Annotated in this window: 15 protein-coding genes and 1 pseudogene; 8 read left to right on the forward strand and 8 right to left on the reverse strand. The window is 64.9% G+C overall.

What is annotated here, in order from left to right:
• Positions 1-34 precede the first annotated feature (34 nt).
• Together ACFOKF_RS02980 and ACFOKF_RS02985 are read left to right on the forward strand one after the other, a co-directional pair.
• Positions 35-460 carry an RrF2 family transcriptional regulator gene (locus ACFOKF_RS02980; RefSeq protein ID WP_380792998.1) on the forward strand — a complete coding sequence of 142 codons (426 nt, stop codon included), beginning with the start codon at positions 35-37 and terminating at the stop codon, positions 458-460.
• Between the two features lie 211 nt (positions 461-671).
• A complete protein-coding gene (locus ACFOKF_RS02985) occupies positions 672-1,331 on the forward strand; it encodes an MBL fold metallo-hydrolase (RefSeq protein WP_380793000.1) in 660 nt (219 codons plus the stop codon).
• A 94-nt stretch (positions 1,332-1,425) separates the two neighbouring features.
• Here ACFOKF_RS02985 and ACFOKF_RS02990 read toward each other — a convergent pair whose 3' ends face one another.
• Positions 1,426-1,857, reverse strand: a complete 432-nt coding sequence (locus tag ACFOKF_RS02990; protein ID WP_380793002.1) for an MAPEG family protein — start codon at positions 1,855-1,857, stop codon at positions 1,426-1,428.
• Between the two features lie 219 nt (positions 1,858-2,076).
• On the opposite strand from ACFOKF_RS02990, the gene rpmF reads away from it, so the two are divergent.
• The 5 genes from rpmF (at position 2,077) to ACFOKF_RS03015 (ending at position 5,138) form a co-directional block, all read left to right on the forward strand.
• Complete coding sequence (gene rpmF / locus ACFOKF_RS02995) at positions 2,077-2,256, forward strand: 50S ribosomal protein L32 (RefSeq protein WP_298401966.1); 180 nt, start codon at positions 2,077-2,079, stop codon at positions 2,254-2,256.
• 68 nt (positions 2,257-2,324) lie between these two features.
• Positions 2,325-3,350 carry a phosphate acyltransferase PlsX gene (plsX, locus tag ACFOKF_RS03000; RefSeq protein WP_380797622.1) on the forward strand — a complete coding sequence of 342 codons (1,026 nt, stop codon included), beginning with the start codon at positions 2,325-2,327 and terminating at the stop codon, positions 3,348-3,350.
• On the forward strand, positions 3,347-4,315 hold the full coding sequence (locus ACFOKF_RS03005) for a beta-ketoacyl-ACP synthase III (RefSeq protein WP_380793005.1): 969 nt from the start codon (positions 3,347-3,349) through the stop codon (positions 4,313-4,315). Before plsX ends, ACFOKF_RS03005 begins: the two co-directional genes overlap by 4 nt.
• A gap of 92 nt (positions 4,316-4,407) precedes the next feature.
• Complete coding sequence (gene ihfA, locus ACFOKF_RS03010) at positions 4,408-4,704, forward strand: integration host factor subunit alpha (protein WP_298401974.1); 297 nt, start codon at positions 4,408-4,410, stop codon at positions 4,702-4,704.
• 80 nt (positions 4,705-4,784) lie between these two features.
• Positions 4,785-5,138, forward strand: coding sequence for a MerR family transcriptional regulator (locus ACFOKF_RS03015; RefSeq protein ID WP_380793009.1), 354 nt, complete (start codon positions 4,785-4,787; stop codon positions 5,136-5,138).
• Positions 5,139-5,157: 19 nt separating this feature from the next.
• On the opposite strand, the gene ACFOKF_RS03020 is transcribed toward ACFOKF_RS03015, so the two are convergent.
• The 4 genes from ACFOKF_RS03020 to ACFOKF_RS03035 are packed head-to-tail and all read right to left on the reverse strand — an operon-like array spanning position 5,158 to position 9,380.
• The gene (locus ACFOKF_RS03020) at positions 5,158-5,676 is read right to left on the reverse strand and encodes a GNAT family N-acetyltransferase (RefSeq protein ID WP_380793012.1); all 519 of its coding nucleotides are present in this window, start codon (positions 5,674-5,676) and stop codon (positions 5,158-5,160) included.
• A gap of 10 nt (positions 5,677-5,686) precedes the next feature.
• Complete coding sequence (locus tag ACFOKF_RS03025; protein ID WP_380793014.1) at positions 5,687-6,229, reverse strand: SixA phosphatase family protein; 543 nt, start codon at positions 6,227-6,229, stop codon at positions 5,687-5,689.
• Positions 6,226-8,979, reverse strand: coding sequence for an ATP-dependent DNA helicase (locus ACFOKF_RS03030; protein ID WP_380793017.1), 2,754 nt, complete (start codon positions 8,977-8,979; stop codon positions 6,226-6,228). The genes ACFOKF_RS03025 and ACFOKF_RS03030 overlap by 4 nt, the downstream gene beginning before the upstream one ends.
• Positions 8,980-9,020: 41 nt before the next feature.
• Positions 9,021-9,380, reverse strand: coding sequence for a PilZ domain-containing protein (locus tag ACFOKF_RS03035; protein WP_380793020.1), 360 nt, complete (start codon positions 9,378-9,380; stop codon positions 9,021-9,023).
• 130 nt (positions 9,381-9,510) lie between these two features.
• Here ACFOKF_RS03035 and ACFOKF_RS03040 point away from each other — a divergent pair, with 130 nt between their 5' ends.
• Positions 9,511-11,091: a lysine--tRNA ligase gene (locus ACFOKF_RS03040; protein ID WP_380793023.1), complete on the forward strand. Its 1,581-nt coding sequence runs from the start codon at positions 9,511-9,513 to the stop codon at positions 11,089-11,091.
• A gap of 194 nt (positions 11,092-11,285) precedes the next feature.
• Here the strand turns inward: ACFOKF_RS03040 and ACFOKF_RS03045 are convergent, their stop codons facing one another.
• From ACFOKF_RS03045 to ACFOKF_RS03055, 3 genes and pseudogenes are all read right to left on the reverse strand, one after another.
• Complete coding sequence (locus ACFOKF_RS03045; RefSeq protein WP_380793026.1) at positions 11,286-11,756, reverse strand: RcnB family protein; 471 nt, start codon at positions 11,754-11,756, stop codon at positions 11,286-11,288.
• Between the two features lie 297 nt (positions 11,757-12,053).
• A pseudogene (locus ACFOKF_RS03050) lies at positions 12,054-12,727 on the reverse strand (prolyl hydroxylase family protein).
• Between the two features lie 101 nt (positions 12,728-12,828).
• On the reverse strand, positions 12,829-13,770 hold the full coding sequence (locus ACFOKF_RS03055; protein WP_380793029.1) for an RcnB family protein: 942 nt from the start codon (positions 13,768-13,770) through the stop codon (positions 12,829-12,831).
• Positions 13,771-13,948: the final 178 nt, after the last annotated feature.

Below are 13,948 nucleotides of genomic sequence, written 5' to 3' on the forward strand. Positions count from 1 at the left end.
TGCCAAAGCGGGGCGGGGGGCGAATAACGGGCCCATGTTGTCCCAGAAGACCCGTTACGCCATCCGCGCTCTCCAGCATCTTGCAGACCGCTACCGACAGGGTCCGGTGCCGCTCAATGAAATCGCCACGCGGCAGAATATCCCGTCCAAATTCCTGACGGTCATCCTGTCCGAATTGTCGCGCGAAGGGCTGGTCGCGACGCAGCGGGGGCGGGACGGGGGATATTGGCTGGCGCTCGCCCCGGTCGACATCAGCTATGGCGACATCGTCCGCCTGACGCGCGGTTCGCTCGCACTCACTCCCTGCGCCAGCCGCTTCGCGCATGAAAGCTGCACCAACTGCCTGCCTGAATCGGAATGCCGCCTGCACCGCGTAATGCTCCGCGTCCGCGACGAAACCGCCAAGGTGCTGGACAGCATCAGCCTGGCCGAGCCGTTCGCGATGGAAGGCGCGGAATAGGAAGCGCGGCAGGCGTTGTTGGTGCGGTAGCTGTCGGTTTCCCCACCGTCATCCCAGCGCAGGCTGGGATCTCAGGCCCCATAGCGCGTCCTCTCCTGCGACCCCAGCCTGCGCTGGGGTGACGGATAGAAGATGGCAGGCAATCAGTAGCACGGCCTCACCATCCGTGCGGGGGCTTGCACATGCCGCCCCCGTCCGCCACATCCTCCCCATGACCATGTCGCCGCTCAAAGCCGTCCTGATCCCCGTCACCCCGCTCCAGCAGAATTGCACGCTCTTCTGGTGCACGGAAACGATGCGCGGCGCCTTTGTCGATCCGGGCGGCGATCTGCCCGTGCTCAAGAAGGCGGCGGCGCAGCATGGCGTCACGATCGAGAAGCTGCTCGTCACCCATGGCCATATCGACCATTGCGGGCAGGCGGGCGTGCTGGCGCGCGACCTCAATGTCCCGATCGAGGGGCCGCATGAGGATGATCGCTTCTGGATCGACCGGCTACCGCAGGATGGCGAGCGCTGGGGCGTACCCGGCGAAAGTTTCGAGCCGGACCGCTGGCTCAACGACGGCGATCAGGTGACGGTCGGCAACCTGACCTTCGACGTCATCCATTGCCCCGGCCACACGCCCGGCCATGTCGTCTTCCACCACGCCCCCAGCAAGCTGGCGATCGTGGGCGACGTGCTGTTTCAGGGATCGATCGGCCGCACCGACTTCCCGCGCGGCAATCATCAGGATCTGATCGACGCCATCACCGGCAAGCTCTGGCCGCTGGGCGGCGAAACGGCCTTCGTCCCCGGCCACGGCCAGATGAGCAATTTTGCCCACGAACGCCGCACCAACCCTTTCGTCGCCGATTCGGTATTGGGCGGGTGATGTAATCAACGCCCGTTCGTTTCGAGCGTGTCGAGAAACGAGAGCGTTGCGTTAGCCGCTTCTCGACTTCGCTCGAAGCGAACGGAAGAAGCGCCTATCCCCGCGCCGCCATAGCCGGTGGCACCGGCATGGCGCGCGTCGCGCCATAGGCGATGCTGAGCGCCGTCCCGGCCATCACGATCATGATCACCCATGTCAGCAGCGCGCCACCCGCGCGCAGCGCCGTGGGCTTGTCCGCATCCATGCCGAACGCATGGGCTATCCGTGCCACCACATAGGCCAGCACGCCGATCCACAGCCATAGCGACGCGCCTACCGCCATCTCGACCAGCCCAAAGAGAATCAGCACGATCGGCGTATATTCGACATAATTGGCATGTGCCCGCATCCGCCGCGCCAGCAGGCCGTGCCCGGCGTCGCCATGCAATATCTTGTCCTTGATCCGGAACCGGGCGCAGCGAATCGCCAGCCAGAAGTTCAGCAGCGCGCAGGCGGCGGCAAAGGTCAGTGTAATTGGCAGCAGCATGGGTCATATCCCTGTTATTCGGCGCTGCACACAGTAGAGTCGCTGGGGAAAGGGGCAAGTGTCGGGGTAAGGAAGGACTTGCGCCTCCGGCAAAAACCGCTATAGGCGCAGGGCTTCGCGATCACCCGGCCGCATGGGTCTGCGGCGCCGTTGGCGTCGGCATCCTGTGGGAACCGGCCAGTCGCACAACCTGATTGATATATGGAATAAGGTGCCGACATGGCTGTCCCCAAGCGCAAAACCTCCCCCTCCAAGCGCGGCATGCGTCGCAGCCACGACGCCCTGCGCGTGGAAGCGTTCAACGAATGCTCGAACTGCGGTGAACTGAAGCGTCCCCACAATCTGTGCGACGCTTGCGGTCACTATAACGGCCGCGAAATCGTCGCCGTCGGGGCGTAAGCCCTTCTCTCTACTCCGCAAAGGGGTGAATAAAAGTGTCTAGCCAACCGCGAATCGCAATCGACGCGATGGGCGGGGACGAAGGCGTGCGCGTGATGATGGCGGGGGCTGCTTTGGCCCGTCGCCGTCATGATGGCCTGCGATTCACCCTGTTCGGCGACGAGGAGCGGATCAAGGCGGCGCTCGACCATCACCCCAACTTGCGGGCGGCGTCGGACATCGTCCATGCCGATACGGTCGTCGACGGCTCGGATAAGCCGAGCGTCGCGATTCGCAAGAAAACCAGCTCCATGGCGATGGCCATCGCCGCCGTGAAGGCGGGCGAGGCTGGTGCTGCCGTCTCCGCCGGCAATACCGGCGCGCTGATGGCAATGGCGAAGGTCGCCCTGCGCACCATGAAGGGCGTGGATCGTCCAGCATTGGCGGCGATGTTGCCCACGCTGGGCGACAATGACGTCATCATGCTGGATCTGGGCGCCAATACTGAATGTGACGCCCGCAACCTCGTTCAGTTCGCGGTGATGGGCGCGGCTTATGCCCGCATCGCCTGCGACCTCGATCGTCCGCGCGTCCGCCTGCTCAACATCGGCACCGAAGAGTTGAAGGGCACTGACGAGATTCGCGATGCCGCCGCCGTGCTGCGCGCCGCCGATAATCTCTCGCTTCAGTTCGATGGATTCACCGAAGGCGACAAGATCGCCCGCGGCGATACCGACGTCATCGTGTGTGACGGCTTTTCCGGCAATGTCGCGCTGAAGACGGCCGAAGGCACGGCCCGCTTCGTGACCGACGTGCTGCGCAAGGCGTTCACCAGTTCGATCCGCTCGAAGATAGGCTTCCTGATCTCGAAGCCGGCCATGTACATGCTCAAGCATCATCTTGACCCGAACAATCATAATGGCGCGGTTTTCCTGGGCCTCAATGGCGTGGTGGTGAAAAGCCATGGCAGCGCGGATGAAAAGGGCGTGGCCAATGCGGTGCATGTCGCCGCCCGCCTGCTGGAAGAAGATATTACCCGGCGCATCGCAGCCGACATCGCCGATATTCAGTCGCTGGCCGATGTAGCGTCAAAGCTGGAGCTGTCCGCCAAGTGATTCGCCGGTCCATATTGCTCGGCACGGGTTCGGCCCTGCCCGTTCGCACCGTCAGCAATGCCGAACTGGCGCAGATGGTCGACACCAGCGACGAATGGATCGTGGAGCGCACCGGCATCCGCAACCGCCATATCGCGGGGGAGGGCGAAACCACCGCCAGCCTTGCCGCCGATGCCGCCCGCAATGCGCTCGACGCCGCCGGCATCGCCGCGCAGGACATTGACCTCATCATTCTGGCGACGGCGACCCCGGACCAGACCTTCCCCGCCGCCGCGACCAAGGTTCAGGCTGCGCTCGGCATTGACGATTGCGTCGCCTTCGACGTCGCGGCCGTCTGCTCGGGCTTCCTCTACGCCGTGACCGTGGCCGACAGCATGATCCGGTCGGGCGCCGCCCACCGCGCGCTGGTGATCGGGTCGGAAACCTTCAGCCGCATCCTCGACTGGGAAGACCGTGCGACCTGCGTCCTGTTCGGCGACGGCGCGGGCGCGATCGTGCTGGGCGCAGAGGACAGCGTTGAGGGTAAGCGCGGCATTCTGGCGGCCAAACTCCATGCCGATGGCCGCCATAACCAGCTTCTCTATGTCGATGGCGGCCCGTCCACGACGCAGACGGTGGGCAAGCTGCGCATGAAAGGGCAGGAAGTGTTCCGCCATGCCGTGTCCAATCTGGCGTCGGTGCTGCGCGAAGTGCTTGACCTGGCGAATCTGACTCCGGCGGATATTGACTGGCTGGTCCCGCATCAGGCCAATGCCCGCATCCTCGACGCCACCGCCCGCAAGCTGAAGCTTGACCCTGATCGCGTGGTTGTAACCGTCGACCAGCATGCCAATACCTCCGCAGCGTCCGTGCCGCTGGCGCTCGACCTCGCCATGCGCGACGGGCGCATCAAGGCGGGCGATCTGGTCGTGCTGGAAGCGATGGGCGGCGGCTTTACCTGGGGCGCCTGCGTCCTGCGCGTCTGATCTATAGCGCTTGCCAAAGCGCCGCGAATCAATCACATTTCATGAAGATCATCCGGGGAGATGGTCGCTGGGCGATGAAATGGGGATGATCGATGAGCGGCAATGGAACCCTGACGCGCGCGGACCTGGCCGAAAGCGTCAACCGGCATGTCGGTCTGTCGCGGGCGGAAGCCGCGGCGCTGGTCGAATCCATCCTTGAACATATGTCGTGCGCGCTGGAGCGCGGCGAAAATGTGAAGATTTCCAGCTTCGGAACCTTCGTTCTGCGCGACAAGACCGAACGCATGGGCCGCAACCCCAAGACTGGCGTCGAAGTGCCGATCGAACCCCGCCGGGTGCTCACGTTCCGCGCCAGCCAGACAATGCGGGACCGCGTCGCCTCAATTTGACACGGCTGGGCGCTTTTCCAATATTCCCATTGCTTTACCATAGTTGACGTTGCCCCGGCTCCGGGTGCAACATCACTGTCATGGAAAAGGTAGAGGGTGCATTTCTGACCATCAGCGAGCTGGCCGGCGAGCTTGGTCTTCCCCAGCATATTTTGCGCTATTGGGAAACGCGCTTTCCCAAATTGCGGCCGTTGCAGCGATCAGGAAACCGACGCTATTACCGCCCGGCCGACGTCGCGCTGGCGCGGCGCATCAACCAGTTGCTCAATGTCGAGGGCTTCACCGTCAAGGGCGCGCAAAAGGCGCTGGAGGAGCCGAACGGCGCCCCCGTCGTTGCGCCCGCCAAGCCGGTCGAACCCTGTATGGACGATGCGCATCTGATCGAACGGTTGCAGGAAATCCGCACCACGCTGGCCGCCGCGATCGGCGACTGACCAGTTTTCAACTGGCGGGTTACAGCGTCCGCGCGTAGATCAGGTCGCGGAACGGCACGTCCCCGACCATGAAGGTCATTTCGCCAATCTCTGCAAAGCCGTGGCGCGCATAGAAACGCCGCGCCCGGCCATTCTGCGGATAGACGGCCAGCAGCAGCCGGCTGGCCCCGCGCCGCCGCGCTTCCTCCAGCACCAGCGCCATCAGTGCGTCGCCATAGCCGCCGCCCTGCCAGCCATGCAGCAGATAGATGCGCTTGAGCTCAATATCGCGCGCGTCCGTCGCCACCGGCAGCGCGGGCGGCGTGATCAGCGCATAGCCCACCGGCGCGCCCAGCGGCGTTTCCCCGATCAGCGCAGTCTGCGCCGGATCGCCTAGCGCAGCCTGATAATAGGCCAGTCCATGGGCGCGTTCGATATGGTCCAGCAACGCGCCGCCCGGATGATCATGGGCAAAGCTGGTGAGGAAAGTCGCGCCGCCCAGCGCCGACAGGGCGGCGGCATCGCGCATGTCCGCGCGGCGCCAGTGAATAGGCGTCACGCCCCGCGCCTCAGCGCGTGCCCGGCCCCAACGCCGGGTCCAGATCGCGCGGGCGGGTGAAGCTGACCAAAGTGGCGCTGTTTTCGCCGGCCTGCGCCCATTGATCGATCGCCAGATCCATCACCGCGATGCTGGCGGTTGGGAATTTCACCTCCACATCCTCGCGCAGAGGGCTGGCGCCATCATCGGGCACCAGATCCAGGATCAGTTCCTCGAACCCCGGATTATGCCCGGCCATCAGCACATGGTCGGCGCTGTCGGGAAAATCGCGCACCACATCGAACAAAGTGGGGGAGGAGGCCAGATAGATGCGCCGATCCCAGCGCGCGTCCAGCGTCTCGCCATAGCCTTCGAAAAATGTCTCCAGCGTCTGCACCACGCGCACGGCGGGGGATGCGACCAGCAGGTCGAACTGCATCTTCCGCTTGGCGGCAAATTGCCCCATCAACAGCGCAGCCTTCTCGCCGCGCCGATTCAGGGGCCGATCGAAATCGCGCGCCACCGGATCGTCCCAGTCCGATTTGGCGTGGCGCAACAGGGTCAGGCGCTTCATTCTCTCTCCTGTTGGGGCGGGCCGGATTCGGACCCCTGATGCCCCAAAGCGGCTTCGAGGCCAAGGGGCTGTTCGCGCGCCTGCACGCTGACGGCGATGATCGCTTCGTCCAGCGTCAGCCGGCGGATCGGCGTTCCGGGCGGAAAAGCGCTCAGCAACCGGCTGGGCATGGCGGCGGACAGGATGACGAAACTGCCCCGGTCCTGCGCCCGGCGGATGAGGCGCCCGAACGCCTGCGCCAACCGCGCGCGGATCAGCCGGTCGTCATAGGCGCTGCCGCCGCCCGCCAGCCGCCGCGCGGCATGCAGCACCGTGGGCTTGGACCATGGCACGCCCTCCATCACCACCAGCCGCAGCGAATGGCCCGGCACGTCCACCCCGTCGCGCAGCGCGTCGGTGCCAAGCAGCGACGCGCGCGGATCGTCGCGGAAAATATCGACCAAAGTGCCCGTATCCATCGGATCGACATGCTGGGCGTAGAGCGGCAAGCCGCCGCGCGCCAGCCGGTCGGCGATGCGGGCATGCACCCCGCGCAGCCGCCGGATGGCGGTGAACAGGCCCAGCGTGCCGCCGCCTGCCGCCTCAATCAGGCGCGCGTAAGCGCCCGACATGGCGGCAATGTCGCCCTTCTTGATGTCGGTGACGATCAGCACTTCGGCCCGGCCCGGATAGTCGAACGGGCTGGCCGCCTCGAACCGCTCCGCGCCATGGGGCAGGTGGATCGCGCCGCTGCGCGCCTCCGCATTGCTCCATTCGCCCCCGCCCTTCAGCGTGGCGGATGTCAGCAGCACGCCCTGCGCCGGCTTCAGCACCGTTTCGGCAAGGGGGCGGGTCGGGTCCAGCCAGTGGCGATGGATGCCAATGTCATATTCGCGCCCCTCGACCCGGTCGACCGTCATCCAGTCGACATAGTCCGCATCGGCCGGCCCGCCGATCCGCGCCAGCAGCGCCAGCCAGGCCGCGATCAGGTCACGCCGCCAGCCCAGCGACGCCACCGCCCCCTCGATCCGCGCCCGCGCCGCGCCGTCCAGCCAGTCGGGCGCATCCTCGATCACCGCCTCCAGCCGCCGCGCCAGCCGCACCAGCGGCTTGATCAGCGCATCGAGCGCCAGCGCCGCCTCCTGCGCCGCCTCGACCAGAGCGCCATCCGGCTCGGCCAGTTCGGTTTCCAGCCCATAGCCGGCATCCGCCTCGCCCGCCGCCTCCGCGCGGGTATAGACCGTCCCTCGCACCGCCGCGAGCAGCGCCTCCAGCGGCCCGAACGGTTCGCCCGCCACCACGCGCTTCAGCCAGTCATCGGCCGGCAGCGCCTGCGCCGCGTCCACCGCCGCGCGGATCGCCTGCCCGCCTTCCTCGTCATAGCTGGCCATGTCGGACAGGCGCGCCGCCAGCCCCCGCCGCCGCCCGCGCGATCCGCCCTCCGGCCCCATGATCCAGCGGCGCAGTTCGATCGCCTCCTGCCCCGACAGGGCAACGGAGAAGGTCGAATCCGCCGCATCGAACAGATGATGCCCTTCGTCGAAGACGATGCGTTGTGGCCGCTGCCCCGTCTCGCGCCCGCGCGCGGCATTGATCATCACCAGCGCATGATTGGCGATCACGATGTCCGCATCCGCAGAAGCCCGCGCCGACCGTTCGATGAAGCATTTGCGATAATGGGGGCAGCCCGCATAAATACATTCGCCCCGCCGGTCGGTCAGCGCCGTGGAGCCATTGCGGCGGAACAAAGTCGGCAACCATCCGGGCAGGTCGCCGCCCACCATGTCGCCATCCTTGGTGAAGGCGGCCCAGCGCGCCACCAGTTGCGCCAAAATCGCGGCCCGCCCGGCGAAGCCGCCCTGCAAGGCATCCTCCAGATTCAGCAGGCAGAGATAATTTTCCCGCCCCTTGCGCACCACCACCCGCCGCGCGGCCATGGCGGGGTCAGGGAACAGGCGCAAAGTTTCCCGATCCAGCTGCCGTTGCAGCGCCTTGGTATAGGTCGACACCCACACCGTCCCCTGCGCTTCCGCGGCCCAGAGCGAGGCGGGGGCCAGATAGCCCAGCGTCTTGCCGATCCCGGTGCCCGCTTCGGCCAGCAGCATATTGGGCTGGTCGCGATGCTTGCGCGGGGTGAAGGCGATGCGGGCGGCGGCGGCATAGGCGCGCTGGCCGGGGCGAGGCTCAGCCCCCGCGCCGGTCAGCGCATCCAACTGGGCCAGCACCTGATCCTCGGCCAGGCTGACGGTGCGCGGGGCCGGACGGGGCTGCGCCTCCTCCCATTCGGGCAATTTGGAAAACAGCCAGCGTTCCGCTTCGCGCGGGCGGGGGATGCGGGGCGCGACCAGCGGCGACCAGGGCCAGCGCATCCGGTGCAGCGATTGCGCCGCCGTCCAGCCCCCCTCGCGCTCGGGCCATTCGGGCGAACCGAGCCGGTCGAGCAACATCGCGGCGGCCCGTTGCAACAGGGCGGGAATATCGCCTTCATTGGTCGGCGCAGGCAGGTCCAGCGCATCCGCCAGCCCCTTGGGCGTGGGCACCAGAAAGCGGGCGGGATGCAGGAAGGCCCATAGCTCAAGCAGGTCCAGGCCATTAAGCTCGGGATAGCCCAGCCGCTGTCCGGTCAGCGGCGCATTGAGCAGCAGCACCGGCGTTTCGGCGGCGCGGGCGATCGCCTGTCCCTTGGCCAGCGCCTGGGTGCGGCCGTCTTCGCACAGCCATATGCCGCCATGGCTGGCGTGGAGCGCTGGCAATGTCGCTGGATCAATCACCCGCCCGGTCTAGGCGAACAGGAACAAAAGGAAAACCTGTTTCAGACCGCCCGGCGGCCGAATCCGCCACCCATGGCCGGCGCGGTAAAGCGCGGCTGGAACGGCACCGGCGAACGCCTGCCGCCACGCGCCAGTTCCAGTTTGTCGAACAGCGGGCCATCGACCAGTTCATAGGGGAAACGGATGCCCATCCGGTCCTCTTCGGACCAGCGCACCGTGCCGAATACGACATGGCCGTCCAGATCAAGCTGACATTGCGACCGCGGCGGCAGGGTGCAACCGACCACCTGTGCGCCACCTTCGCTCAGGTCGACGATGGTGCCTTCCAGGCTGTCGAGCACAGTCGTGACGACGATCGGGATGTCCACGACAATGCGTTCGCGGCTGCGCTTGATCTGCATTTCGCCTCCATTCTTGCCCAATTTACGACATGCACGGTAAATGAATCTTTAATTTGAGAACGATTCTTAACCCGATTTTGCCGCAAAAGCCCGTTTTCTTTCGCGCCGTCCGGGGGTAGGGGCTTGGGCCATGACCGTGTCCGAACTTCTCCGCACCGCTGCGACCGCATCCAAGGCCTGGCCCTATGAAGAAGCGCGCAAGCTTCTGAAGCGTTATGCCAACGGCGCGCCGGATAAAGGGCATATCCTGTTCGAAACCGGCTATGGCCCATCGGGCCTGCCGCACATCGGCACCTTCAACGAAGTGCTGCGCACCACCATGGTCCGCAACGCCTTCCATTCCCTGTCGGACATTCCCACGCGACTGGTGGCGTTCAGCGACGATCTGGACGGGTTCCGCAAGGTGCCGGACAATGTCCCCAATCAGGCGATGCTGGCTGAATATCTTGGCAAGCCGCTGACGCAGGTGCCCGATCCGTTCGAAAAATTCGAAAGCTTCGCCCATCATAACAATGCGATGCTGCGCGATTTTCTCGACAGCTTCGGCTTCGACTATGAATTTGTGTCCGCGACGGAGCGTTATCAGGCCGGCGCTTTTGACGAAGCGCTGCGTCAGGTTCTGCGCCGTTATCAGGCGATCATGGACATCATGCTGCCGACCCTACGCAAGGAACGGCAGGCCACCTATTCGCCCGTCCTGCCGATTTCGCCCAAGAGCGGCATCGTGCTTCAGGTGCCGGTCGAGGTGATCGACGCCGAAGCGGGCATCGTCCGCTTCGTCGATGAAGGCGAAACCATCGAACAGTCGATCCTGGGCGGCGCGGCCAAGCTGCAATGGAAGGTCGACTGGGCGATGCGTTGGTATGCGCTGGGCGTCGATTATGAAATGGCGGGCAAGGATCTGATCGATTCGGTCACGCAATCGTCGAAAATCTGCCGTGCGCTGGGCGGCCGCCCGCCCGAGGGCTTCAATTACGAGATGTTCCTCGACGAAAAGGGCGAGAAAATCTCCAAGTCCAAGGGCAATGGCCTCAGCCTCGAACAATGGCTGACCTATGGCCCGCAGGAAAGCCTGGCCTTCTACGCCTATCGCGAGCCAAAAAAGGCCAAGCAGCTGCACATGGGCGTCATCCCGCGCGCGGTGGACGAATATTGGCAGTTCCGCGGCAATTATCCCAAGCAGGCGATCGAGCAGCAGCTCGGCAATCCGGTCCATCATATCCATGACGGCAAGCTGCCCGATGGCGAATTGCCGGTGACGTTCGGGCTGCTGTTGAACCTTGTCGGCGTGATGGGCGACGCCAGCCCCGAACAGGTCTGGGGCTATCTGCAAAATTATGTGCCGGGCGCCAGCGCGGAAACCTATCCCGAACTCGATGCGCTGATCGGCCATGCGCTGGCCTATCACCGCGATTTCGTCGCGCCCACGCTTCAGCGCCGCGCGCCCGAAGCCAATGAAGCCGCCGCCCTGCGCAAGCTGGACGAAGAACTGGCCGCCCTGCCGGAAGGCGCAAGCGCCGAGGACATTCAGAATATCGTCTATGCCATTGGCAAGGATGAAGCGTTTGGCTTTGCCGAACTGCGCGACTGGTTCAAGGCGCTCTACCAGACCCTGCTGGGCGCGGATCAGGGGCCGCGCATGGGCAGCTTCATCGCGCTTTACGGCATCGCCAATAGCCGCAAGCTGATCGCGCAGGCGCTCGCATCTTGATCTGAATCAAACCGGCGGAACTTTCCGCCCAATGGACCGTTTCGGGCAACGGTCCACCCCCCTTTCGGACTGGTGGCGCGCCCAGCGCGTGTCATCGGCCGCGTGCGCCCGGCAACGGGCGGCGCGGCCAAGTGGGGAAAAGCGAAAAGGGCGGCGCCGGTCGGAAAGACAGGCGCCGCCCTTTTTTCAATATCTTACCAGAAGAAACCGCGATGCGCGGTAATCACGCGGCCGGTGCGCACATTGACCAGCAGCACATCATTATAGTGGCGGACCCAGCGCTGGTTCACGCCCGGACGGGGCAGGCGATAGCGATAGGGGTCGGCGATATAATAGCGCGAATTATAGTAGGCCGGGCGAAGCTGCGCGCCGGCATTCCACTGGCTGTAGCGGAACGGCGCGCGCCAGTTGCCGCCGCGATAGACGTCGCGGTGCGAACGGCGATAATCCTGCCAGTCCTCGCGTGCTTCCTGACGGGCGTCGCGCACGTCGCGGCGCGCCTCGCGCACATCGCGGCGGTCGCCATAGCGCTGCGCCTGACGCAGGTCGCGCTGTTCCTCGCGCAGGCGCTGTTCGCTGCGGCGCGCCTCGCCATAGGACTGGGCCGAAGCGACGCTCGGCACGACGGTGGCGGCCAGCAGGCCCAGGATGATGAACTTACGCATAATCTGTCTCCCATTGGGTGGCGGCTGAACCCCGCATTCGGGTTCGGGTTCCGCCGCCAACAAGGATGGATATGCCGCTCCCCGCCTGAACGGTCCGGGAATGATCCAGTCAGATTCCAGTCATTTATGTCGCAGTTTGTATCAGGCGGGTTTGTTTGAAAATGCGCGAAAGGGCGCATTTTGAAGCCGCACCGGCCCTCACCCCCACCCGACCGCCCATAGGCTACTATCGTTAGGCGGTCGGGTGGGGGTGAGGGCAGGTGCGGCCGAATGTGCGCAGGCACATTCCCCGAAACCTCACCTCCACGGCCGTTCGCGAAACCATTTTGTCACGACATATTTGGTCCCTTGCTCTACCGGCCGGGCGGCATGCAGGCTATATCGGTTGGGCGCGCCGTCGCGGGCCATGTTGTTCCAGATCAGGATCATTCCCTCGACCGGCGGCACCATGAATTCGCATTGCGGGAAATGCGTCTCTCCCCGGCTTCGACCGGCGACAGATAGATCATCGCCGTCCAGGTCCGCTGCCCGCCTGATGTGCGCATCTGCTGCCAGTAATCAGCCGTCACCGGGAAATAGTCGCAATGGACCTTATATTCCTGCCCTGCCGTATAGCGCTGCCCCTGCAACGTCTCGCCATGGGCGGCGGGCAGGCCGGTCAGCGCGCAGATGCGGTTGGTGATTGTTTCGACCAGCGGGTTCCAGGGGCTTAAATTGCCGCTATGGCTGGTGCGATATTGCGCATTGGCGCTGCCGGAAAAGAGCGAGGAGGGCTTGGCGCTGGCGTCGATCAGGTCGCGCAAGTCCGCGCATTCCTGCGCGCTCAGGAAATTCTGCCGGCCATAGATTTCCAGGTTCGGCGCATCGATCCGGCTCACCATCGGATTGCGGTCCAGCCGCGCGCGAACGCTGTCGCCAAATTGCGCGCGAATGGCTGAGGCGATGCCGCCATCGTCGATCGGATCTGTCATGCCCGTCCTCTGCCACAGCCGCGCCCCACAAGAAAAGACCCCGACATGTCGCCATGCCGGGGTCAGTCGTTCCTGAAGGCCAGTTCAGGAAGGGAGAAAACTCACCAGAAGAAATTGTTGATCACGTCGACCACATAGCCGTCGCGCACGTCGACCAGCAGCGCGTCGTCATAATAGCGGATCCAGCGCAGCGACCCGTAGGCCGGCGGCAGGCGATAGCTGTAGGGATCATCCAGCCAGTAGCTGTTCGAATAGAGCAGGCTGTTCAGGAAGATCCCGACCGAAAAGCGCCGATAGCCATAGTCCCAGCCGCGCGGGGCATAATAGCGTCCCATGCGATACTGGTCGCCATAGCGGCTGCGATAGCTGTACCAGTCATAGCGCCTGTCCTGCCGCCAGCCATTGTCCCAGCGCCGCTGGTTGCTCCAGCGGGTGCGATCATCATAGCGCCGTCCGTTGTTCCAATTGCCGTTGTTCCAGCCGCCATTGCGATTGTCATTATTCCACCGGCCGTCATTGCGGTCGCGATCGCGGTTCCAGTCGCGATTGCCATTCCAGTCGCGCCTGTCATCTCCGCGCCGGTCGTTGCGCCAGTCTGGCCGGTCATTACGCTGATCGTTGCGCCAGTTCTGCTGCTGTTCCCGCTCGCGCCGTTCGCGCACCTGCCGCTCCACCTCGCGATTGGCGGGCAGGCTCGGGTCGCCGCGCCAGCGCGCGTCGGGGCGTGGCGGGGCCATTTGCCCGGCAGGCTGGGCATTGCCGGGCTGGCCAGTAGGGCGCTGCTGCCAGCGTTGCTGCGCGCCGGCATCATCGCGGCGTTGCCAGCTCTGGCCTCTATTCTGATTATCGCCCTGCGGCTGGGTCATGCGGTTGCCGCGCGACCAGGCCATATTGCCCTGAGGCCGCGCTGCGCGATCTTCACGCCCGCCCCGATCGCCGCGTTCCTGTCCGCCCCGTTCCTGCCCGGCCTGCGCATAAGCAGGCGCAATCCCGCTCAGCAGCGTCGCGCCCATCAGCCCCGCCAGCACCATCTTCCTCAACATCGTTCTGACTTTCCTCACGCGGGGACAAGATGTCCCCTGATGATCTGCTTTTAGACCAGTCGTCGTGTCGCAAGGCTGAACCCGCCTGTCAGCGATCAGAAAGAATCGCCGGCCCGAATATGGACATTGGGACATATTGCTTCCATGCTGATTTCAGCCCGGATCGAGGGCAAAACGC

This window comes from Sphingobium rhizovicinum, from assembly GCF_042647625.1.
Taxonomy (GTDB): Bacteria; Pseudomonadota; Alphaproteobacteria; order Sphingomonadales; family Sphingomonadaceae; genus Sphingobium; species Sphingobium rhizovicinum.